General features: G+C 40.8%; 24 protein-coding genes. 9 read left to right on the top strand and 15 right to left on the bottom strand.

The window, feature by feature from the left end; translation table 11 throughout:
- Positions 1 to 212 precede the first annotated feature (212 nt).
- Genes C5469_RS02835 through upp form a run of 6 tightly spaced genes read right to left on the bottom strand, consistent with a single transcriptional unit; the run spans position 213 to position 3,973 of the window.
- A complete protein-coding gene (locus tag C5469_RS02835) occupies positions 213 to 1,391 on the bottom strand; it encodes a questin oxidase family protein (RefSeq protein WP_166302054.1) in 1,179 nt (392 codons plus the stop codon).
- 19 nt (positions 1,392 to 1,410) lie between these two features.
- Positions 1,411 to 1,848 (bottom strand): DMT family transporter, encoded by a 438-nt coding sequence (locus C5469_RS02830; protein WP_166302051.1) that lies wholly within the window; start codon positions 1,846 to 1,848, stop codon positions 1,411 to 1,413.
- The gene (locus tag C5469_RS02825) at positions 1,848 to 2,324 is read right to left on the bottom strand and encodes a DMT family transporter (RefSeq protein WP_166302048.1); all 477 of its coding nucleotides are present in this window, start codon (positions 2,322 to 2,324) and stop codon (positions 1,848 to 1,850) included. Before C5469_RS02825 ends, C5469_RS02830 begins: the two co-directional genes overlap by 1 nt.
- Complete coding sequence (locus tag C5469_RS02820) at positions 2,321 to 2,989, bottom strand: HAD family hydrolase (protein ID WP_166302045.1); 669 nt, start codon at positions 2,987 to 2,989, stop codon at positions 2,321 to 2,323. Before C5469_RS02820 ends, C5469_RS02825 begins: the two co-directional genes overlap by 4 nt.
- 49 nt (positions 2,990 to 3,038) lie before the next feature.
- The gene (pptA, locus tag C5469_RS02815; protein WP_166302042.1) at positions 3,039 to 3,263 is read right to left on the bottom strand and encodes a tautomerase PptA; all 225 of its coding nucleotides are present in this window, start codon (positions 3,261 to 3,263) and stop codon (positions 3,039 to 3,041) included.
- Between the two features lie 53 nt (positions 3,264 to 3,316).
- Positions 3,317 to 3,973 (bottom strand): uracil phosphoribosyltransferase, encoded by a 657-nt coding sequence (gene upp, locus C5469_RS02810; protein WP_166302039.1) that lies wholly within the window; start codon positions 3,971 to 3,973, stop codon positions 3,317 to 3,319.
- A 906-nt stretch (positions 3,974 to 4,879) separates the two neighbouring features.
- Between upp and C5469_RS02805 the strand changes: the two genes are divergently transcribed.
- The 4 genes from C5469_RS02805 (at position 4,880) to C5469_RS02790 (ending at position 8,339) form a co-directional block, all read left to right on the top strand.
- On the top strand, positions 4,880 to 5,635 hold the full coding sequence (locus tag C5469_RS02805) for an FNR family transcription factor (protein WP_166302036.1): 756 nt from the start codon (positions 4,880 to 4,882) through the stop codon (positions 5,633 to 5,635).
- 120 nt (positions 5,636 to 5,755) lie between these two features.
- Positions 5,756 to 6,715: a universal stress protein UspE gene (uspE, locus tag C5469_RS02800; protein WP_166302033.1), complete on the top strand. Its 960-nt coding sequence runs from the start codon at positions 5,756 to 5,758 to the stop codon at positions 6,713 to 6,715.
- A 293-nt stretch (positions 6,716 to 7,008) separates the two neighbouring features.
- Positions 7,009 to 7,749 (top strand): class I SAM-dependent methyltransferase, encoded by a 741-nt coding sequence (locus tag C5469_RS02795; RefSeq protein WP_166302030.1) that lies wholly within the window; start codon positions 7,009 to 7,011, stop codon positions 7,747 to 7,749.
- Positions 7,746 to 8,339, top strand: coding sequence for a hypothetical protein (locus C5469_RS02790; RefSeq protein WP_166302027.1), 594 nt, complete (start codon positions 7,746 to 7,748; stop codon positions 8,337 to 8,339). The genes C5469_RS02795 and C5469_RS02790 overlap by 4 nt, the downstream gene beginning before the upstream one ends.
- A 330-nt stretch (positions 8,340 to 8,669) precedes the next feature.
- Here the strand turns inward: C5469_RS02790 and C5469_RS02785 are convergent, their stop codons facing one another.
- The 7 genes from C5469_RS02785 to C5469_RS02755 all read right to left on the bottom strand — a co-directional run bounded on the left by C5469_RS02785 (position 8,670) and on the right by C5469_RS02755 (position 14,329).
- Complete coding sequence (locus C5469_RS02785) at positions 8,670 to 9,635, bottom strand: urease accessory protein UreD (protein ID WP_166302024.1); 966 nt, start codon at positions 9,633 to 9,635, stop codon at positions 8,670 to 8,672.
- Positions 9,632 to 10,267, bottom strand: a complete 636-nt coding sequence (gene ureG, locus C5469_RS02780; RefSeq protein WP_166302021.1) for an urease accessory protein UreG — start codon at positions 10,265 to 10,267, stop codon at positions 9,632 to 9,634. The genes C5469_RS02785 and ureG overlap by 4 nt, the downstream gene beginning before the upstream one ends.
- 52 nt (positions 10,268 to 10,319) lie before the next feature.
- Positions 10,320 to 11,006: an urease accessory protein UreF gene (locus C5469_RS02775; protein ID WP_166302018.1), complete on the bottom strand. Its 687-nt coding sequence runs from the start codon at positions 11,004 to 11,006 to the stop codon at positions 10,320 to 10,322.
- Positions 11,003 to 11,599: an urease accessory protein UreE gene (locus tag C5469_RS02770; protein ID WP_166302015.1), complete on the bottom strand. Its 597-nt coding sequence runs from the start codon at positions 11,597 to 11,599 to the stop codon at positions 11,003 to 11,005. The genes C5469_RS02775 and C5469_RS02770 overlap by 4 nt, the downstream gene beginning before the upstream one ends.
- Positions 11,600 to 11,674: 75 nt before the next feature.
- On the bottom strand, positions 11,675 to 13,390 hold the full coding sequence (locus C5469_RS02765) for an urease subunit alpha (protein WP_166302012.1): 1,716 nt from the start codon (positions 13,388 to 13,390) through the stop codon (positions 11,675 to 11,677).
- A 147-nt stretch (positions 13,391 to 13,537) separates the two neighbouring features.
- The gene (locus C5469_RS02760; protein ID WP_166302009.1) at positions 13,538 to 13,933 is read right to left on the bottom strand and encodes an urease subunit beta; all 396 of its coding nucleotides are present in this window, start codon (positions 13,931 to 13,933) and stop codon (positions 13,538 to 13,540) included.
- A gap of 93 nt (positions 13,934 to 14,026) precedes the next feature.
- Positions 14,027 to 14,329: an urease subunit gamma gene (locus tag C5469_RS02755; RefSeq protein WP_054476505.1), complete on the bottom strand. Its 303-nt coding sequence runs from the start codon at positions 14,327 to 14,329 to the stop codon at positions 14,027 to 14,029.
- A gap of 306 nt (positions 14,330 to 14,635) precedes the next feature.
- On the opposite strand from C5469_RS02755, the gene C5469_RS02750 reads away from it, so the two are divergent.
- The 4 genes from C5469_RS02750 to C5469_RS24390 all read left to right on the top strand — a co-directional run bounded on the left by C5469_RS02750 (position 14,636) and on the right by C5469_RS24390 (position 16,789).
- Positions 14,636 to 15,649 carry a HoxN/HupN/NixA family nickel/cobalt transporter gene (locus C5469_RS02750; RefSeq protein ID WP_166302006.1) on the top strand — a complete coding sequence of 338 codons (1,014 nt, stop codon included), beginning with the start codon at positions 14,636 to 14,638 and terminating at the stop codon, positions 15,647 to 15,649.
- 305 nt (positions 15,650 to 15,954) lie between these two features.
- Positions 15,955 to 16,119 (top strand): recombinase family protein, encoded by a 165-nt coding sequence (locus C5469_RS24675; protein ID WP_479687566.1) that lies wholly within the window; start codon positions 15,955 to 15,957, stop codon positions 16,117 to 16,119.
- 197 nt (positions 16,120 to 16,316) lie between these two features.
- Positions 16,317 to 16,577, top strand: coding sequence for a type II toxin-antitoxin system ParD family antitoxin (locus C5469_RS02740; protein WP_242689377.1), 261 nt, complete (start codon positions 16,317 to 16,319; stop codon positions 16,575 to 16,577).
- 47 nt (positions 16,578 to 16,624) lie between these two features.
- Positions 16,625 to 16,789, top strand: a complete 165-nt coding sequence (locus tag C5469_RS24390) for a type II toxin-antitoxin system RelE/ParE family toxin (protein ID WP_166302000.1) — start codon at positions 16,625 to 16,627, stop codon at positions 16,787 to 16,789.
- A 184-nt stretch (positions 16,790 to 16,973) separates the two neighbouring features.
- Here the strand turns inward: C5469_RS24390 and pntB are convergent, their stop codons facing one another.
- Both pntB and pntA read right to left on the bottom strand, forming a co-directional pair.
- Positions 16,974 to 18,362 carry a Re/Si-specific NAD(P)(+) transhydrogenase subunit beta gene (pntB, locus tag C5469_RS02730; RefSeq protein WP_166301997.1) on the bottom strand — a complete coding sequence of 463 codons (1,389 nt, stop codon included), beginning with the start codon at positions 18,360 to 18,362 and terminating at the stop codon, positions 16,974 to 16,976.
- A gap of 10 nt (positions 18,363 to 18,372) precedes the next feature.
- Positions 18,373 to 19,902, bottom strand: a complete 1,530-nt coding sequence (gene pntA / locus C5469_RS02725) for a Re/Si-specific NAD(P)(+) transhydrogenase subunit alpha (RefSeq protein ID WP_166301994.1) — start codon at positions 19,900 to 19,902, stop codon at positions 18,373 to 18,375.
- A 393-nt stretch (positions 19,903 to 20,295) separates the two neighbouring features.
- Between pntA and ydgH the strand changes: the two genes are divergently transcribed.
- Positions 20,296 to 21,249, top strand: a complete 954-nt coding sequence (gene ydgH / locus C5469_RS02720) for a DUF1471 family protein YdgH (protein ID WP_166301991.1) — start codon at positions 20,296 to 20,298, stop codon at positions 21,247 to 21,249.

The following is a 21,249-nucleotide window of genomic DNA, read 5'->3' as shown; positions in this document are numbered from 1 at the left end:
CGTGATCAAATCTACCTATCTGATCACGATAATAAATTATACCCTTCATCCTTTAACTTGCTGCTTTGTTGGCTGCTTTCACTTACCCCAGTCACATAGTTATCTATGCTCCTGGGGATGCATTCATTTGCCGCCGCGCTGCAACTTGAAATCTATTGGGTATATACTACTCATCATTATCTCCATTAAATAAAATCTTAATAGCCAATTTATTACTCAATCGGTAATTCTTCGAAAGAAGGAGGAAGCAAAGGCGTACTTGTAAATTGATTTGCTGCTGCCCTATAAATAGTTAAACCATATTCTTTCCACAATTGATGCATAACATAAACAAGTTTCGGATTATGTTCTTCTTCTTCCTCTAATGCCCTTGCAATAATATGCGCCCACTCCTGCTCCCAGAGAGAATAAGTCATTTCGTCTTGCCTGAAAGAATAAACCTGATTAAGCACAGAAAACTTAGCAGGCTTCGATAAGTCAGTTGTTGAGAACAGAATGCACAACATACCAACCCAATAACCTTTAATAATATTTTTACTTTCATCAGCAGGCAAACGTGCAGCGATCTTTTTCATTGCAAACAACGAAGTAACTAAATGAAGAAGCAAAAAATCACCGGGTTTAGCGAGATAAATCAATGTCACGACATAGAACAATTGAGCCCAACTTTCTTCTACATTTTGTGTCTCTATCCAAACCGGCAAACGGTATATTTCTGGATGGCCTTGCATCAAGAGGCGAGCAATACGATATTGAAGGCCGGATCTTTTTAATTCAGGATGTATTAAATCTGTATCGGCTAAATCTTCATTATCAATCAACGAATTCACCCAATCGGTCAATTCTACTTTTCTCTTTTCCCACAGTGTTGAAATTCTCAATATAGAATCAAAAGCATTCTTATCGTTTAGAGAACTATCAGTAAAAGCGCTCTCTGAATGGCAAGGCACATACGAAAATGCCATGTAAGCAAGCCCTTCAATAATCATCCAGGGATGATCGATATCCAATGCCCAACCTAAATGGATTGTACCGTGAGTTAATGCACCAGCCCATCCAGGCCAAAGAGTCGGCATATATTCTTGTAATACCTGTTCAATCCCTTTCTTTTTAATTTCTTCTTCAAAATAATCACAGTAAGAAGAATAACTTGTTCTTTTACCCAAGAAATGTTGCCAGTTCGTCCTATCTATCACATGCTTTAATGTTTTAGGTGATTCAAGCCCCATACCATAGGGCGTCAATTTAGCATAATTATCATAATAGTCTTTAATTCTGCCAGCGTTGATCCCTAAGCCATGAAGCGCTATAACAGCATGTTTAACATGATTAGTCAGATGGCCGTTAAATTCAATATGATATGAACGATCATTAAGTAATTTGTTAATCATTTTTTTACCCCATTGTTTCTTATTTTGACTCAGTCGTTTTCCTAGTGAGATAAATCCCAACTAATACAAACAATACTCCAACAATCCTCGCTAACCCGGGAGTAATACCCTGATATAGCCAATCAAGCAATACCGCTGATAACATTTGCCCTGCAATAACAAGGACAGCAGCATTCATCGCACCTAATTTAGGAAAAATATAGCTACTTACTGCCACAAACAGAGCGCCAAACACCCCACCCATATAAGCCGCTGTGGGGATAGCGTTAAAATCCCATTCATTCCACTGCCAGCTCGATAAAAGCGTTAAGATCACTGTGAGTAGAAAAAAACCACCTATATGATTCCAAAGCGAAGCACCAAAAGAACCAATTGAGACACTCAACTGTCCATTAATCGTTCTTGCCGCAGCGATAAATATGCCATTTAACAAGGCAATAAAAATCAAACTCAACATTAGTTGCTTCCCCCAAAGAGAATTAACATACTGCCAAATAGAACAAAGCAAATAACATATAAATCTTGTATCACTATCTTTCTTTTTCTTGTTCCTAAAAGTCCAAAATGATCAGCAACCAAACCAAAAAATATTTGCCCAACTAAACCTAATGAAATTGTACTAGACAACGGTAGTCCACCATTAATAACAACAGCCGCTAACACAACGGTAAATGCACCAGGAATACCACCGAGATAAAACCATATAGGGATATTCGATTTCGTCTGTTTCTTTTCGTTCGTTTCTTTTTTAGAAAAGAGCGCAGATACAATAATACATAATATCAAAGCAACAATCGCTCCAATACCATGAGCTACCCATGATGCAAAAAAGGGTGTTGTACTTTCCGACAAAATGCTATTGGTGTAAATCATCAACGTCAGTAGACTTCCACCAATAATTGCTAGTAAAATATTTCTTATCGTATTAATCACTTAAACATATTCTCCTCAATAATATGGAGTACATCATCAAAACAATTAGCTATCCAGGTTGGCTTAGCTTCTTCCAAGGTACAGACATTATGTATACCATATGTCACAGCGATTGATCGCATACCAACTGAATTCGCCATATAAATATCGTGAGTTGTATCACCTACCATGACCGCCATCTCTGGCATAGCACCGTAGTATTCCAGGATTTTCCTTCCTGATTCTGGATCTGGTTTAGGTTTTGAAACATGATCAGCACCAATTACCCTATCAAACACAGCGTCTATACCCGCAGCCTGAAGTAATGCTGTTGCACTTGCTGTAAATTTGCTGGTCGCTACCGATAGTTTTATTCCCCATTTATTTAAAGTCATTAATCCATCTTCAACACCAGGAAATAACAACTCCTTTGCTTTCGGCAGAATACATAGACGATACTGCAATTGATATTGTTCAACGGCTTTAGCGATTAATGCCTCTTCAGGAGATACATTTAAAAGCGTTGCAAATGCTTTCTCTAAAGGTAACCCAATCGTAGTGCGAATGTTTTCATCTCCCGATAATGGAATATTTAACACCTTAAAAACAGCATTGAACGTTTCCACTATTGCTCGAGAGGTATCAAACAATGTACCGTCCAAATCGAAGATGAGTATTTTGCTCATTAAAACACCTTTAAAAGATCATCAATCATAAAAATGAAAAAATACTCACTTAGTAATTTGGATATTTAATCAAAAAAGTTTTTTTAAATTTAATTTCAGGGGAATAAACCTTTTCATTCCATTTGTCTTTTTCGATTGGCTCTAATGAAATGGAAATAACATCCTCTTTGCAATTAAACATTTTTTTTACTACCTTCATCAATTCTAAAGATAGGGTGTCTTTATCTTCTTGTGAAAGATAAACAGGAAAATGTTTTATACTAATATGTGGCATATGTAATCCTTGAAAATATTAAATATAATTAATCTACTTTTGTTATATCGTATTCACGATGGTTGATAAGTTCCAAAATAGCGATCACCAAAATCACCTATGCCTGGATTCATAAAAGCATCTTTATTAAGCCCATTCTCAATTGAAGAAGTCACAAGTTGAATTTTAGGGTATGACGCCATGATCCTTTGAAGACCAACAGGAGAAGAAAGAAAATTAACAACAATAATATTATCTTCAGGCACCCCTTTTTCCTTTAATAAATCTATAGCCTTAGCTAATGATCCTCCCGTAGCCAGCATAGGCTCAAAAAGTAAAATAGTTCTCTGCGCAATATCATCAGGTAAGTTCGAATAATAATAATGAGGCAGTTTTGTTAATTTATCCCTTTGAATAAGAATTTTCCCCGTTGGAAAATCAGGATACATTCTTCGGTATTCACCTTCTATACTTTCTCCTGCTCGTATTATCGAAACACCACAAAGTTTAGTATTTAAAATAGCTCCGTTATAAATATCCCCAATTGGGGTTTGAATATTATGAGAGGTATAGGGGAGCAACTCGGATGCCGCCTCTAATAATAAACGAATGATACGATCAGAATAAAATACAAACTCCGATTGTTCGGCTTTACGATTACGTGCTTTTGTATGCAAAGAAGCCAAATACTGACTTTTCGGCAAAACATGTACGTTATTATAATTATCCATTATAACTCCAAATTAATATTTATAGATAAATGCTATTCAGCTGTACCCAGTATCAAATAAACCCGTGACAATCAAAGTGTCTTCTATAGTTGCAAACGAAATCAGGTAACGCAAGACAAATATTTTGGCATATTTTGACGTTTCAACGGTGTACTGAAAAAACCAAACCTATTTTTGGGAGGATGTCTGATGTCGATTTTATAGGGAGAGTGCTTAGCAGAATTATATTCACTGTGCTTTTACCTCTTAATTATACCACTACAAATTTAGATCACCACATATCGATTGAAAGATAAACTCTCATATTTATTTTCTGAATGCAATAGCCCGAATCTACGGTATTAGTGTTATATATTGCTATTTTATTATTCAAATAGTTGTATTTAACAATAAAATCAAAAATGAAGGTGCTTAAATTCAAACCGTATTTTCAGACTTGTCTTATTTCTCTATAAACCTTTATAGGGCTCGTAATCTGACTTATCAGAGAAATAAAAAAATAGATAGACTCTAAAAGATAACTGTTATCCACCTTTTCTTTACTGATTGAGGGGTAGTTCGCATATTGCCGGTAATATTACAAACATTAATGAATGAATTGCAACATTTTACCCAATACCGCAACGCCTTGCTTTCCCTCAGCGCCAAAAAGGCCAAGAAGTATGTCTTACCCTACTTAAGCCCCTCACCAAATTCAAGCCACTGATATTGAATACCGTCTTGTTATGACAACGACCAAACATCAACTTTGCGCCACGTAATAATTTAATGTGATAATTTCTTATCGCTAAGATAAAGGATAATACATTTTCTCAAATAAATTGCAGAAAACTATTATAGCTCTTACCAGAATCATAAAGAGATGCTAAAGTTGAGCCATATCAATATTTCTAATGAGCATGCCATATGATCCAGGAAAAACGTGTTATTCGTCGAATCCAGTCCGGTGGTTGTGCGATCCACTGCCAGGATTGCAGCATTAACCAGCTGTGCATCCCTTTTACCCTGAATGAGCACGAGCTTGATCAACTCGATAATATCATTGAGCGTAAAAAACCCATCCAGAAAGGACAAACTCTGTTTAAAGCAGGCGACGAGTTGAAATCTCTTTATGCTATCCGTTCTGGAACAATTAAAAGCTACACCATCACTGAAGAAGGTGATGAACAAATTACAGGTTTCCATCTCGCTGGGGATTTAGTCGGTTTTGATGCCATCCTTAATACTCAGCATCCAAGTTTTGCACAAGCCCTGGAAACATCAATGGTCTGTGAGATCCCATTCGAAACATTAGATGACCTGTCTGGTAAAATGCCTAATCTCCGCCAACAAATGATGCGTCTAATGAGTGGCGAAATTAAAGGCGACCAAGAAATGATACTGTTGTTATCCAAGAAAAATGCTGAAGAACGATTGGCTGCATTTATCTATAATCTTTCCCGCCGTTTCGCTCAGCGCGGTTTCTCACCAAGGGAATTCCGTTTAACCATGACCCGCAGTGATATTGGTAATTATCTTGGTTTAACCGTTGAAACAATCAGTCGTCTGCTTGGACGTTTCCAAAAAAGCGGAACTCTCGGCGTAAAAGGTAAATATATCACTATCGAAAATATGGATGCATTATCTGACTTAGCCGGAAAAAAATCTGTTTCAATTTCCTGATTTTTAAGCCAGATCATCTTATTTTGTTGATCTGGTTCACCACTGACCTGTCCAGTTTGCTTATATTGGTTTATCTTTAGTATTGAAGAATGTTTTGTCTAGCCTCTGTGAGGAACCATTATGGCAAACTATCAAAACCTTTTAGTTGCAATTGACCCAAGTCAGGATGATCAACCGGCATTAAGACGTGCAGTTTATATAGTGCAACGTAACGGTGGCCGGATTAAAGCCTTTCTGCCTATTTATGATCTATCCTATGAAATGACTACCTTGCTTTCCCCTGAAGAAGCTAGTGCTATGCGTCAAGGTATGATCAACCAGCGTACAGCCTGGCTTAAGCAACAAGCTCACTACTATCTGGAAGCCGGCATTGATATTGAAATAAAAGTGATATGGCACAATCGGCCTTACGAAGCGATTGTTCAGGAAGTCATTGCTGATAAACATGATTTGCTTCTGAAGATGACACACAAACATGACAAGCTGGGATCTTTGATTTTCACCCCACTTGACTGGCAGTTATTACGCAAATGCCCATGTCCGGTATGGATGGTAAAAGATCAGATATGGCCGGATAAAGGCTCTGTTCTGGTAGCGGTTAACTTATCTGATGAAGAGTCATACCACCATGAGTTGAACTTGAAACTGGTCAGGGAAACCCAAGACTTGGCAAATCAGATAGTGAAAAACCCAGAAATTCATTTGGTCAGCGCTTATCCTGTAGCACCGCTGAATATTAGTATTGAACTACCGGATTTCGACCCAAGCGTTTATAACAGCGCATTGCGTGGTCAGCACCTTATCGCCATGAAAGGACTTCGCCAGAAATTCTGTATTGATGAAAAATATACTCACGTTCATGAAGGGCTACCGGAACAAGTTATTCCTGGAATGTGTGATGAAATGAGTGCAGGTATTGTTGTTCTCGGTATTCTTGGCAGAACTGGACTGTCTGCTGCTTTTCTGGGAAATACCGCAGAACATGTGATCGACCATCTAAAATGTGACCTTCTGGCAATCAAACCAGATGGTTTTGAATGTCCAATCAAAGCTGCCAAAGGAATAACAGCAACAAAATGATAGCAATTCAAATGTGTAAGGTACTTGTCTGTCTGTTCCGGTTATCTTCCGTTTCCTCGACCAGACAGACGCACCGCCAGCGTCACCCACCCTAATCAACGAATTGCGGCGGATATTCGAGCATACAGCCGAGTATGGGGATAAACAGTCCGCTCCAAACTGAAATAACCCCCGAAAATTTAAATACAATGAATTAACTTTCGAGAGTAACCACAAGGTTAAGTAAGATTTTAGCAGTTGGAAAAACAAGTAAATATTGATAACTAAATATTTTCAAGGGGGATATTAAATTAATGAACAATTTAGAAGATACAGAAAAATATTACGATAATTTAGCCAACGACTATGATTATTTTTATAATGACAACATAAGCCTGGCGGAAGATGAAATTATTAAAGACATTATTTCCAGATTAGTAACTCCATTTAGCAGTGTACTAGACTGTGGTTGCGGTACTGGATTGGCAAGATATCTTATGAAAGATATTCCTTGCCAATATACAGGAATAGATATTTCAAAAAATATGTTAGAGATAGCACAAAATAAGTATCCAGAATGCCATTTTATTCATGGTGATTGCTCAAAAATGCCCTATATAAAGGACAATTCCATTGATAACATCATTTCGCTGAATGGTGTCTTCTCTCACATTATTAATTATAATGATGCCATACATGAGATGTGGAGAACACTCAAACCCGGTGGTAATCTATTTATTATGGTATACAGTCGCTTTGCTATAAGAAGGTTACTTTCCGGCAAATCTTTCAGTATCAAAAGCGGGTATGATATACGGAACAATATAAAAAAAAGAAAGTCTTGCGCACCTGCTGTTTTTTGGTCTTTAAAATCATTAAAGAAAGAATTTAATTGCTTTAATGAAATTGAAGTTTTTGGGTTAAATATATTTGCCAGTATTTTAAAAAGACAAAGTTCAATTGAGGATATAATTTCTTTTTTAAGGAAGGAAAAACATCTTCCTCTGTTTGTGCAGCAGTTTTCTCATGCATTGATTTTAAAGGCTAAAAAATGAAAGAAGTCATAATGTTTTTGAATTTTTCTCAATATGTACCATATTTTATATCAATATTTAACGGGAAGACAAAGCCATCCGTCAGTGGATGGCTCTGCTTTTCATTATCACTATTGGTAACAATAATAGCTTCTCTTTCACTTGGAACTTACAGTGTAATCATTTCATGTGGTTTTAGCCTATTATGCCAAATAATTATTATGTTCATTGGCTTACGATACAATATGGCTCTGCGACCAGATAAAACTGAGAAATTTATATTGTTGATTATTTTCATAAGCATAATTGCATGGGTGGGTTCAGGAAGTCCATCATCAGCAATATATATAAATATATGCGTTGATATTATTGGCACAGTTCTTATCATGAAAAAATTATATCAATTACCAGATACAGAATCACTCTCTACCTGGTTTATTGGCACTATTGGATCTGGAATTGCTGTCTGGTATTTTTCTATTGCTATAGATAGCCTAGTTAGTTATATCTACTTAGTAACTGTTTTCACTTCCAATCTTATTATCATAGGATTAATAATATTTCAAAAAATAAAATTTTTAGAGAAAAGAGAAAATGATAAAGTTTTTTAAATTTACTTTCATTAAACAAAGCTTCTTTACGGCCTTGTTATTCGATAGTTCCAACAAATATTTTTATACCCGTTATCACTCAAGTTGCCTCTTTGTTGGCTACACTCACTCTCCCCGGTCACATAGTTACCTATGCTCCCGGGGATTCGCTCCCTTGCCGTCGCGAAGCCTCTTGAAATCCATAGGGTATATATCGCATTTCCTCTTTTTCACTATAAATCACAAATGATTTATTCTACGTCACTTTTGCTCATAGCCTATGCAAGATAAAAAAACATTCGTTATCAGTATATAGCGATGAAACCCAAAACCAGATTTTTGTCCTGGATTTCAACGCCAGATAAACGGCTCAGGCAGTGTAACACCAAGGATCTCCTCCCGCGCTATACACCAGAAAAGACGGATACTGGCTTTAACTTGATGAGTTTCTTTCCCCAGTGCCTTAAATATCAAGCCACATTGATTAGGTAAGCGGCTAGCACCGCTAGCTATACCCGTTTCAGCATCGTACTGCGGCGCTATACGCGCCAGAATACTATCGTGATGAACTTGAGGTGTCAGCAGGATTACGTTACCAAACACATGAAATGGCCCCATCACCCCTACGTTGTCCAGCGGTTGTTTTTTAGGTTCCAGTACATAACGTTCTGCAAACAATATCTTGTCATCGAAATCAATCGCCGTAATAAGTGATGAGTAAACATCAAATTTAAATCCCTGATCCGCTGGGTGATATTTACGGCCAGACATGATTATCTCAGAATAAATCAGCGTGGCCGTTGGGTGGATGACTATTTGAGTATCAGTGATAAACCGAGAGCCACTATGAGGTATCACCGGATCGGGCATCATTTCCAGATAGCCTCCCTGCTCTATCTGGATGGTTTGTGCCTGCGCCGCGTAATTATTCACCATCGAATGAATCTTGGTAGCCGATTGGGTAGTAACATGCCCAAACGCATCCTGAGCAACATGAATGTCCAGCGCCAGCCTATCTCCTTGCAATATGCATCCTGATGTGGAGATCATAAATACACACGGCATCTGGGGTAATGCCTCATCCCAATACAACGCTCGCTGCACCAGATAAGGAACCTGACGCTCCATCTGAGCCAGAATACTGCGCTCACCACGCTGGGCAAACCCCAATCGAAGATAGCCACTTTTACCCACATCACCACTTGCCATCTGCGGAGGTTCATCCTGAAACAACGCAAATTCCGGAGCGTTGACACCAAGATCATGAACGCGTTGACGTGCTTCATTGGCGTTTTGCTGCAAGCCCGTAGACGTCATTGTGTCGCCTGTAGCGCATGAGTAAACAGAAAATCACGCATAATCATATCTACCAACGCTTGAACACCCTCACCGGTTTTGCAATTCGTGAGGATATAAGGACGCTGACCACGTACCACCTGAGTGTCACTCTCCATTACCGCCAGACTAGCACCGACATGAGGGGCCAAATCGATTTTATTGATCACCAGAATATCGGCCTGAACCAAACCGGGACCATTCTTGCGTGGGATTTTCTCCCCTTCGGCCACATCAATCACATAAATATAAAAGTCTGCCAGTGCCGGACTAAAAGTCAGTGTCAAATTATCACCACCACTTTCAATCAACACGACATCGCTGTCAGGAAAACGCGCTTCCATTTCCTCCACCGCAGCAATATTCATACTGGGATCTTCTCGTACTGCTGTGTGAGGACAAGCACCCGTTTCTACACCGAGTATTTTCTCCTCATCCAAAATGCCTTTCAGTGTCCGCTTGACCTGTTTAGCATCTTCAGTAGTGACAATATCGTTGGTAATAATCAGCGGTTTTATTCCGCGCTGGATCAAGATAGGTGTGATAACTTCAATAATGGCGGTCTTACCTGAACCCACGGGACCACCAATACCAATACGGGTAATCTTTTTCACAGGAATTTCCTCACACGATTAAGACGTAGTTTAAAGCGATATCAGGATCAGGTTAGTTACTGAATAACCGGGTAAAAGCACTAACATGTAATGCTGCCAATACATCAGTCACGGGTGCATAAGATGTCATCTGCTCAATTCCCCCTTTCTCCGCCTCGTCACAAAACTGCTCAATATCCTGATTCAACAAGAACAAAATACGTTGAATCTCAATATGGGTAACACGCATTAGACGTATAGCCGCACTGAGTATTGTCATGGCAACGCCATATTGATGCATAACAATCACTTCACGCGGAGGAGCGCCCAATGCACTCATGACCACCGCCAGGGTAATCGGATAGGTGCCAGCAGCAATATCGCTCTTTATTTGTGCCAGCCACCATGCAATCAATGACTCACCCGTTACCTCAACAGCCATTTCTGCTAACTTTTTCCCCATCCGCGTTACCATAGTGCGACCTTCTTCATTCAATTTGCGGTTAAGCACTGCCCAATCATGAGAGATAACGGCATCATGCTGTCCACTATTCAATGCCTGACAAGCAGCAACGACCGCACGACCATCACCGCTAACGGCCTGTAACAACGCTGTCCGGGTAAACTCGCTTAGCGTCACCACGTCATAGACGATTTTGCTTTGAATAGCTGATTCCAAACCGTTTGAGAAAGAAAACGCACCAACAGGCAACACTGAATCCGCAAATTGCATGATTCTGATTAAGCGGAGAGCATTCATTTCAGTTTAATCACATGCTGATTGAGAAATGTGTTATCGACATGAACGTGTGTTGCGGAATCCTCTGCCCCACCAAATAATAAACGTGCCTCAGCGTTGTTAAGAGAAGGCAAAATCTCTTCGCCTTTGACAAAAGAATAAGGCAATGCATGAAAACCGTGAGTTTTCATGACTGAATCCATCACCTTAGTTGATACTGTCAGCGGAATATAAATCTGGTTATTTTTAATCACTGATTTCCAATGTTGGTTACCTAAAGCGTGACCAAGTTCAAAACTGGTTTTCATTATCGTTTCTGAATCTACTGACAGTAATGACTTCAAATGAATAACCATCACATCACGCAAACTCATCTGTACAATAACAGCCAGTCTTTTGGTTTCATCCCACAATAAAATATCGCCATCAGACAATACCTGATGACGGTCAAGGGAAATACCCAAATCCAACCCATTAAGCGTGGATTTACGGCAACGGCTTTTTTGAGCTTCCCATTGCGAAAGTACTAAGATATCCGGCGAGATCCCTTGCAAACGATCTCGCCAGAAAACATCTTTTTTGGCATTACCAAGAATATGTTCAATAATAATCATCAAATAATCCTCTAAACGCGTGGATCGGTTAATCCAGCCAGAAAAATATTCTCTGACCAGACAGTAAAAAATAGATTAACTGAAGAAATAGCGCTGATTAAGCGCGACTGTCCTGACCGGTTTCACTGTGGCATATTCACCATTCACCTTGACGGCAAAGGTTTCAGCATCTACTTCAATGGTTGGCGTTTCGGCATTACGTACCATATCTTGCTTGGAAATAGCCCGGCAGTTGCGTACCGCTATGACCTGGCGCGCCAAATCAAGCTGCTCTTTTATCCCCTGTTCCATTGCCGCCTGGGATACAAAAGTTACACAAGTTTCTTGAAGAGTTTTGCCTAACGCGCCAAACATCGGACGATAAAATGTCGGCTGTGGTGTCGGTAATGAAGCATTCGGGTCGCCCATTACCGCCCAGTTAATCATACCGCCTTTGATGACCAACTTAGGTTTTGCGCCGAAGAAACGCGGCTCCCATAACACAAGATCAGCCATCTTTCCCACTTCGATTGAACCAAGTACGTGGCTTATCCCCTGTGCAATCGCCGGATTAATCGTAATTTTGGCGACGTAACGTAATACCCGGAAATTATCGTTATCCGCTGCATCTTCCGGCAACTTACCGCGGGCTGCTTTCATGGCATGAGCAGTTTGCATCACACGCAGCCAATTTTCTCCCACACGCCCCATGGCCTGGGAGTCACTGGAAAACATCGACAATACCCCCATGTCATGCAAGACATTTTCCGCAGCAATGGTTTCCGAACGCACACGGCTTTCAGAGAAAGCAACATCAGCCGGTACATTGGGATTAAGGTTATGGCAAACCATAATCATATCAAACAGTTCTGCTTGACTATTGATACCGTAAGGCAACGTGGGATTGGTAGAACTGGGTAACACATTCATCTGACTGGCAACTTTAATGATATCCGGTGCATGCCCGCCACCAGCGCCCTCAGTGTGAAAAGTATGAATGGTGCGCCCTTCAAAAGCATCAATGGTATCTTCAACATAACCACCTTCATTCAAACTGTCGGTATGTACTGCCACTTGAATATCCATTTCATCCGCCACCCGCAAGGCATTACGTAATGCAGAATTGGTTGCTCCCCAGTCTTCATGTACTTTCAGCCCCACAGCTCCGGCCTTAATCTGCTCCACCAGTGGCATAGCCACCGCAGCATGGCCTTTTCCCAAAATACCTATGTTAACCGGTAAGCCTTCAAAAGCACGCAACATTCGGTGAATATGCCACGGACCCGCGGTGACAGTTGTACCGTTAGTACCATCAGTGGGACCAACACCACCACCAAAGAAAGTCGTCACACCATTGGACAAAGCATGTTCAGCTTGTTGGGGAGAAATAAAATGAATGTGGGTATCAATGCCCGCCGCCGTGAGAATCAGATGTTCACCAGATATCGCATCAGTACTGACGCCAACCACCATACCGGGAGTAACTCCATTCATCATACTGGGATTACCGCTTTTACCTATCCCGACGATGCGGCCATCTTTTATACCGACGTCAGCTTTGACTACCCCTTGACGTGCATCCAAAATAGTGACGTTGGTAATCACCAAATCCAGGACATTTGCGCTGGTCATACGATTATCTGCACCCATGCCATCACGCAGAGATTTACCCCCGCCGTAGACTGACTCCTCTCCATAACCGCGCAGATCTTTTTCAATTTCAACAAACAGATTGGTATCACCCAAGCGAATCTTATCACCGATAGTCGGACCAAAAAGACCCACATATTCCTGCCGGGAAATGGTTGGCATAGTTTTATTCCTTTGTTCGAAAGATCTTACGATGTTCGTCAACCCTACTCGATAGTTTTATACCCAATAGATTTCAAGTTGCAGGGCGGCGGCAAGTGAACGCAGCCAACAAAGCAGCAGCTTGAAAGATGAAGGGTATATACCCCGTTAGCTAGCCCGGCGTACAACAATGATTTTTTCTACATGCTCACCGGTAGCAACAGTGCCTTTACCCACCCAGCCATCAACTAAGTTATTAAATCCATAAACATTTTGTTTCCCACCAATCAGGATCAGTGACACTTCAATTTCATCTCCGGGTTCAAAACGGATTGCGGTTGTGGCAGTGATATTGAGTCGTTTACCGAACGCAGACGCGCGATCAAATTGCAGAGCGTTGTTCACCTCAAAAAAATGAAAATGAGATCCCACCTGAATAGGGCGATCACCTGAATTACGAACTTTCAATTGAATAACCGGACAATCTTCATTAAATGAGATTGGGTCTTTAGCAAGGATATATCCCCCTAACGGAGTGATATCTTCTTTATTATTATTTTTCATCAGAAAATCTCTACGTTATAGACGTGAATCAAGACCATAAATTAATATTCTGTCTGGATAACTTTTCCTGCTATTTATAATCTATTCTGAAAATTATTGAATAGGATCATGTACAGTCACCAAACGACTGCCATCAGTAAATATTGCTTCAACCTGCACATGTGGAATGAGATCAGCCACACCATCCATAACATCTTCTTTAGTTAGGACGTGCCTTGAATCATTCATGACTTCTTCTAACGTTTTCCCCTCTCTAGCCCCTTCCAAGGCAGCTGTGGTAATAATAGCGACAGCTTCAGGGTAATTGAGCTTTAAGCCGCGAGACTTACGCTTTAATGCAACATCAGCCAATGTATATACCATGAGTTTCTCAATTTCTCTTGGCGTTAATTGCATAAAACCCCCTAATAATTGGTTATTCCATACAGTTACAATATTATGTCAAAATAATTCTGAATACTGGGTCATATATCCTTTAGAAAAAAGTTTTGACATAAGAATCATATTATGTCAATTAAGATATTCTCCTTAAAACAAGTTAGTCCTCTTACCTCTTATTTAAGTTTATCCAAGGTAATATTACAAGTTGACTATTATTATGGTTTAGCAGAAGACCGTACATTATTGCGTACAGCGGATACTAACTGTTTTTTCTCTTAGAAATCACCCGCAAGCGGGTTTAATATCAATAGGTCTCTTATTATGCATAAAAAACGCGCACTCTCTCTTCTTGTTGTTCTGGTTGCTGCCAACATACTTGCCTGGATTTGGGCATTTATTGCTTTCCGTCATCATGCGGTAATGATGGGAGCTGCTCTGTTGGCTTACGGTTATGGTCTACGCCATGCGGTAGATGCCGATCATATCGCCGCAATTGATAACGTCACCCGTAAACTGATGCAGCAAGGCAAATCATCCATTGCGGTCGGCGCTTTCTTTTCCCTAGGACACTCTACCATTGTTATTCTGGCCTGCCTCGCTATCGTCCTGACCTCAATGGCTTTTAAAGATCAGATGGGTTGGGTCCATGATTATGGCGGCATTATTGGTACCTTAGTTTCTGCCTGTTTTCTACTAGCAATAGCGCTGATTAATTTACTGATACTGAAAAGCGTCTATCAGAAGTTTCAGGAGATCAAACGAGGAAGGACTCTGGCTAAAAGTGATTTATCTGTACTAGAAACAGCGCCGGGGGGAATAATGACCCGCTTGTTTCACTCAGTGTTTCGGCTGGTAAACAAAAGCTGGCATATGTATCTGGTTGGCTTTCTGTTTGGGTTGGGTTTCGACACGGCTACCGAAGTTGGGCTGTTAAGTATATCCGCTGTCGGCTCTCTTAGTGGGCTTCCGTTGTGGTCAATAATGGTATTTCCTGCCCTATTTGCCAGTGGTATGGCGCTAATCGACTCACTGGATAATTTTGTTATGGTGGGAGCTTATGGTTGGGCTTTTTCCCAGCCAGCGCGCAAGATCTACTACAACATGACTATTACCGCCGCCTCCGTTGCCGTAGCACTGTTCATTGGTGGGCTGGAAGCGCTCGGGCTTATCGCTGACCAGTGGGATTTACACGGCATTTTCTGGGACACCATTGGCGCATTGAATGACAATATGGGTAACGTTGGTTTTTGGGTCGTTGGAATTTTCATTCTGTTCTGGACATTATCAGTGATGAATTATCGCTGGCGGGGATACGATACGCTGGAGATTAAGTAACAAACACGGAATTCTTTACATGTGTGCGGTGTATTACACCCAGAAATGTTGTTATGCTCGCGACATAATGATAGCATTTGTGTTACTAGTAGGGGTTATAAGCCGGAATCCCAGAAAATTCCGTCACTCTGATTTTACCCTCCAGACTAGTGAAGTTATCATCACCATTCTTTTCAGAAGATCACTGAGTTGTCCGACAAACGAACATTAGCTGGTCATGCCGGATATAGTCCGAAAACTACTTGAACAACGGAATTTCGGACAATAGGATAGACGGACGGAATAACGGACAAACAAAGAGAAAAATGACACTGATCGGCTATGCGCGAATATCAACAGCGGAACAAGATATTGCTTTGCAGACGGATGCTCTACTTAAGGTAGGTTGCGAACGAATTTTTGAGGACACTAAGCATCGTCCACTAGATCAGCATCAATATCACAGTAAAATATTGACTTTATTCCCCTAATAGGGAATTTATTTTGATAAGTTAGAAAATATTGATTTTAATAGATTACCATTTAAAGCTCTAACATTAGAAAGAGTAAAGTGACCATCTATCTGGAGTGTGCAATAAAGAACACCCTATGTACGTAATGGAATACTTTCGGAGTGTAAGAATATGTCTTATACTATAGAATGTTAATTATCTGAATGAGGTGTATTATGGTATCGCGTACAATGACGGTAGATACCGGCGAAGAATTATGTGGTTTTGTAGAAAGCCTAGTTGAATCAGGTTATTACAAAACTAATAGTGAAGTCGTTCGGGAGGGATTACGGTTATTACAGGAAAAACAAGCTGAGTCCAAACTTGAAGCACTTCGTCAGCTAATTGATGAAGGTGATAACAGTGGAGAAGTTATAGCGTGGGATCTCAATACTTTCCTTACACGTATGAAAAATAAAACACACAATGTCCAGTAAAACATTTTTTCTAAAGCCTAAAGCTGAACAGGATTTAGAGGCTATTTTTGAATACAGTTATCAAGAATTTGGCCCGGAATTACAGCCATATTCGACTTGGGCTAAAGGCATTCCCGGTTGCTTCACACATTATCTTTTTTCGTTTAATTGCAAATGGGATCATTATCGTAAGAGTCTTACACAAATCTATGGATTATCAACGGCACATCTGATCATCATGGGGTTGTAAGCCGAAATCCCAGAAAACTCCGTCACCCTAAATTTAGCTCCGCTATAAGCGCATCGAGGTCAATAATTTTACCCTCGTTCAGGAAGGTATAATGCCCGTTCAGCAAAATATGCAATTAGAACCCCACAAAATATTTATGTGGGGTTTGTAGTTATAACGATAAAAAATCACAATGCACGCAGGATTGCTTCTACGCTTGCCTTCGCATCACCAAACAACATTTGGCTGTTGTCTTTAAAGAATAGCGGGTTCTGCACACCAGCGTAACCTGTGTTCATGGAGCGTTTGAACACAACAACGTTCTGTGACTTCCAGACTTCCAATACTGGCATACCAGCAATCGGGCTGTTTGGATCTTCCTGTGCAGCCGGGTTAACGGTATCGTTAGCACCAATGACCAGTACCGTATCGGTATCAGAGAAATCATCATTGATTTCATCCATTTCCAGAACAACGTCATAAGGAACTTTTGCTTCCGCCAACAGTACATTCATATGTCCAGGCAGACGTCCCGCCACTGGATGGATACCAAAACGAACCTTAACCCCCTTTTCACGTAGTTTGGCGGTGATGTCATGTACCGGGTACTGTGCCTGTGCAACAGCCATACCATATCCCGGTGTGATAATGACAGAAGTTGAATTTTTCAGCAGCTCAGCAACTTCTTCAGCCGTGGTTTCGCGGTATTCTCCCATCTCCTGATTATCACCGGTTGAAGAACCATCAGTACCAAACCCTCCGGCAATTACACTAATAAAAGAACGGTTCATTGCCTTACACATGATGTAAGACAGAATCGCCCCTGAAGAACCTACCAGCGCACCCGTTACAATCAGTAAATCATTGCTCAGCATGAAGCCAGCTGCCGCTGCCGCCCAACCAGAATAGGAGTTCAACATTGAAACCACTACCGGCATATCTGCCCCACCGATAGAAGCCACCAAGTGCCAACCAAACGCCAGTGCAATTGCAGTCATAATTAACAGCGTGAATACTTGTAAACCGATACTTTCCGTTTTCACAAAAGTAACTAGCAATACAAAAGAGATAACTAATGCTGCAAGATTTAATTTATGACGATTTGGTAGCATCAGCGGTTTAGAAGAAATTTTCCCACATAATTTACCAAATGCGACAACAGAACCTGTGAAGGTAACCGCACCGATGAAAACCCCCAGGAATACTTCTGTCAGATGGATATTTTCCATTATCGGTTCAGCAAAACTATCGTGAGCAATAAAACTGTTAAACCCGACTAATACAGCAGCTAAGCCGACAAAGCTGTGCAAAATTGCGACCAGTTCCGGCATTTCAGTCATTTCAACTTTATTTGCCAAGCGAATACCAATAACCGCGCCGATCACCATCGCTAGAATAACCCAAACAACACTTCCGGTATCTGGCCCGAAGATAGTCGCAATCAATGCAATTGCCATCCCGGTAATACCAAAAATATTCCCACGTTTGGAGCTTTCATGACGTGACAAGCCTGCAAGACTAAAAATAAATAAGATAGCGGCAACAATATATGCCGCTGTAACTACTCCACTCGACATAAGTTACCCCTTAGTCCTTACGAAACATTTTCAGCATGCGTTGAGTCACAGTGAAACCACCGAAGATATTAATGCTGGCAATTAATATAGCGATAAATGAAAAGAAACTGACCCATCCACCATCACCAATTTGTAATAACGCGCCAACGACAATAATTCCCGAAATCGCATTAGTTACCGACATTAGCGGTGTATGCAAGGCATGGCTGACATTCCAGACCACGTAATAACCCACCACACAGGCCAATGCAAATACAGTAAAGTGAGACAAAAACTCTTTTGGCGCGACATTAGCTAACCAACCAAACAGGATAATAGCCAGTGCCAACAAACCATATTTTAACCAAGGAGAAGTGGGTTGGGACTTTGGTTTTTCTGCTTTAACAGGTGCTGTTTTTTCCTTCGACTGGACAGAAACCTGAATGGGTGGCGCCGGCCAGGTAATTTCCCCTTCTTTTACTACTGTCACACCGCGAATAACAACATCGTCAAAATCAATATTGATTTCGCCATTTTTCTCTTTACACAGTAACTTGAGCAGATTAACCAGATTGGTACCGTATAGTTGTGAGGATTGCGTTGGTAAACGGCTTGGCAAATCTGTGTAACCAATGATTTTTACACCATTGGCTGTAACAACCAACTTGTCTGCCTGCGTTAATTCACAATTACCACCCGTTTGAGCTGCCAGGTCAACAATCACGCTACCCGGCTTCATAGATTCAACCATCTCTTTGGTGATAAGACTTGGAGCCGGTTTTCCAGGAATAAGAGCAGTGGTTACAATAATGTCAACTTCTTTTGCCTGTGCAGCAAAAAGCGACATTTCAGCTTTGATAAAAGCTTCGGACATGACTTTTGCATATCCGTCACCACTGCCGGCCTCTTCTTCAAAATCCAGTTCCAGAAATTCTGCCCCCATGCTCTGAACCTGTTCTTTTACCTCAGGACGGGTATCAAATGCGCGAACAATAGCCCCCAAACTACCCGCAGCACCAATAGCAGCCAAACCAGCGACACCAGCACCAATAATCATCACTTTGGCTGGCGGGACTTTTCCGGCTGCCGTGATCTGACCCGTAAAGAAACGACCAAATTCATGAGCGGCTTCCACTATTGCCCGGTAACCTGCAATATTCGCCATAGAGCTTAGCGCATCCAGTGACTGTGCTCTGGAAATACGCGGTACTGAATCCATAGCCAGAGCCGTTACTTTGCGATCAGACAATTTTTGCATTAACTCAGGGTTTTGTGCCGGCCAAACAAAGCTGACCAACGTACTCCCTTCTTTCATTAATGCTATTTCGTCATCATCAGGCGCATTGACCTTTAAAATGACATCTGAGCACCAAATATCATTACGATCAGAAACTTCAGCGCCTACCTGTTGGTAAGCACTATCTCCGAAGCTGGCCAATAGCCCTGCTCCATTCTCAACAACGACATTGAATCCCAATTTCAGCAGTTGCTCCACAGTACCTGGCGTAGCTGCAACACGTGCTTCATTGGTAAGTCGCTCTTTCGGTACACCAATACGCATAATGTCCCCTTATTAAGGCTTAAGATTAATGACGATTATTGCTTGTTGAGGTCAATTTATCGACTAAATTAACGTTATTACTGCCATTAGCAAAATCTATCAATGAATATTTTAATAACCAACGGAAAATCCTATCGGTGATCCATCACTAATTGAGTAAGAAAAATAGCTAAATAGTATTACCAAAATAAATTGCAATTTTAACCAGGTCACTCGCTATGTTGATGAAAATTTATGGTGTCATATTCTATAAATTTGTATTCATTCATACTGATAGCATAAATTCGTGGGACATTAGCTATTATTACATGTAATAATTGTGGGCTATGTGATACACAACGATGTTCAGCAAGTTATAAATATATTTAATGCGCAAGGCGGAAGGATTTTTTTATGAAGCTGAAAACAACGATCATCGCAGTTGCGGTGCTCTCATTAACTAGTATTACCATTGCTCAGGCAGCCCAGGAATTATCCCCGGAGAAAGCAGCAGAACTGAAACCATTCAAACGTATTACAGTTACAGGTCCTTTTAATGCTATTTATGAAGCTGCTGATGCCGTTTCCCGTCGGGCAGATAAAATGGGCGCAGATGGGTTCTATATCCAAAGCCTTGACGATCTGAATAATAGCGGTAACCTGCGCGTTGTAGCTGATCTGTATCACAAAGATGCAGAAAAAGTTGATAACTCAACTAAATATCGTATATTTCGCGGTATTAAAGAATTACCCAAAACAGAAGCAATTACACTGGAGCCATTCGATACCGTAACCATCAGTGGTTTTTACTCCAGTGAACCAGATTTGAACGAAGCCATTGCAAAAGAAGCAAAGAAAAAAGATGCTGATTCTTTCTTTATTGTGCGTCAATTCTCAACCAATGATGGTGGCAATCAAACGGTTACAGCTTATGTTTACAAAGCAGATGCCCCAAAACGCCAAATTCAAGCTAACGAAGCAGTTATCCCGGCTGATTCAGACTCAGGACGTGCTGCACTGGCCGCTGGCGGCGAAACGGCTAAGAAAGTGGAAATTCCAGGTTTAGCCTCTTCAACGTCAACCAGTAATTCTGTTGGTCGTTTCTTTGAAACTCAGTACTCTAGAGGTGAACGTTACACTGTCACTCTCCCTGATGGTACGAAAATCCAGGAATTGAATAAGGTTAGTGCTGCTCAGATGGTACCTTTTGATTCCATTACCTTCTCAGGTTACTACAACAGCATGACTGATGTTTCCTATGAAGTTGCTAAACGTGCGGCGGCTAAAGGCGCTAAGTATTATCATATTACCCGTGAATGGCAATCCACTGGTGGAACCGCTACTATCAGTGCAGATCTGTTCAAATAG

The organism is Photorhabdus cinerea (genome assembly GCF_011189575.1).
Lineage (GTDB): Bacteria > Pseudomonadota > Gammaproteobacteria > Enterobacterales > Enterobacteriaceae > Photorhabdus > Photorhabdus cinerea.
The sequence above is the reverse complement of the archived record's forward strand: the minus strand, read 5'-3'. Positions and strand labels throughout refer to the sequence as shown.

Coding starts and splice junctions, on each gene's coding strand:
- C5469_RS02755 (WP_054476505.1), bottom strand. CDS start 14,329: ATGCAATTAACGCCAAGAGAAATTGAGAAACTCATGGTATATACATTG.
- C5469_RS02785 (WP_166302024.1), bottom strand. CDS start 9,635: ATGACGTCTACGGGCTTGCAGCAAAACGCCAATGAAGCACGTCAACGC.
- uspE (WP_166302033.1), top strand. CDS start 5,756: ATGGCAAACTATCAAAACCTTTTAGTTGCAATTGACCCAAGTCAGGAT.
- C5469_RS02820 (WP_166302045.1), bottom strand. CDS start 2,989: ATGAGCAAAATACTCATCTTCGATTTGGACGGTACATTGTTTGATACC.
- C5469_RS02765 (WP_166302012.1), bottom strand. CDS start 13,390: ATGCCAACCATTTCCCGGCAGGAATATGTGGGTCTTTTTGGTCCGACT.
- pntA (WP_166301994.1), bottom strand. CDS start 19,902: ATGCGTATTGGTGTACCGAAAGAGCGACTTACCAATGAAGCACGTGTT.
- C5469_RS02770 (WP_166302015.1), bottom strand. CDS start 11,599: ATGATTATTATTGAACATATTCTTGGTAATGCCAAAAAAGATGTTTTC.
- C5469_RS02805 (WP_166302036.1), top strand. CDS start 4,880: ATGATCCAGGAAAAACGTGTTATTCGTCGAATCCAGTCCGGTGGTTGT.
- upp (WP_166302039.1), bottom strand. CDS start 3,973: ATGGATAATTATAATAACGTACATGTTTTGCCGAAAAGTCAGTATTTG.
- C5469_RS02750 (WP_166302006.1), top strand. CDS start 14,636: ATGCATAAAAAACGCGCACTCTCTCTTCTTGTTGTTCTGGTTGCTGCC.
- C5469_RS02790 (WP_166302027.1), top strand. CDS start 7,746: ATGAAAGAAGTCATAATGTTTTTGAATTTTTCTCAATATGTACCATAT.
- C5469_RS02775 (WP_166302018.1), bottom strand. CDS start 11,006: ATGAATGCTCTCCGCTTAATCAGAATCATGCAATTTGCGGATTCAGTG.
- pptA (WP_166302042.1), bottom strand. CDS start 3,263: ATGCCACATATTAGTATAAAACATTTTCCTGTTTATCTTTCACAAGAA.
- C5469_RS02835 (WP_166302054.1), bottom strand. CDS start 1,391: ATGATTAACAAATTACTTAATGATCGTTCATATCATATTGAATTTAAC.
- C5469_RS02795 (WP_166302030.1), top strand. CDS start 7,009: ATGAACAATTTAGAAGATACAGAAAAATATTACGATAATTTAGCCAAC.
- C5469_RS24675 (WP_479687566.1), top strand. CDS start 15,955: ATGACACTGATCGGCTATGCGCGAATATCAACAGCGGAACAAGATATT.
- C5469_RS02740 (WP_242689377.1), top strand. CDS start 16,317: ATGGTATCGCGTACAATGACGGTAGATACCGGCGAAGAATTATGTGGT.
- C5469_RS02760 (WP_166302009.1), bottom strand. CDS start 13,933: ATGAAAAATAATAATAAAGAAGATATCACTCCGTTAGGGGGATATATC.
- ydgH (WP_166301991.1), top strand. CDS start 20,296: ATGAAGCTGAAAACAACGATCATCGCAGTTGCGGTGCTCTCATTAACT.
- C5469_RS02830 (WP_166302051.1), bottom strand. CDS start 1,848: ATGTTGAGTTTGATTTTTATTGCCTTGTTAAATGGCATATTTATCGCT.
- pntB (WP_166301997.1), bottom strand. CDS start 18,362: ATGTCGAGTGGAGTAGTTACAGCGGCATATATTGTTGCCGCTATCTTA.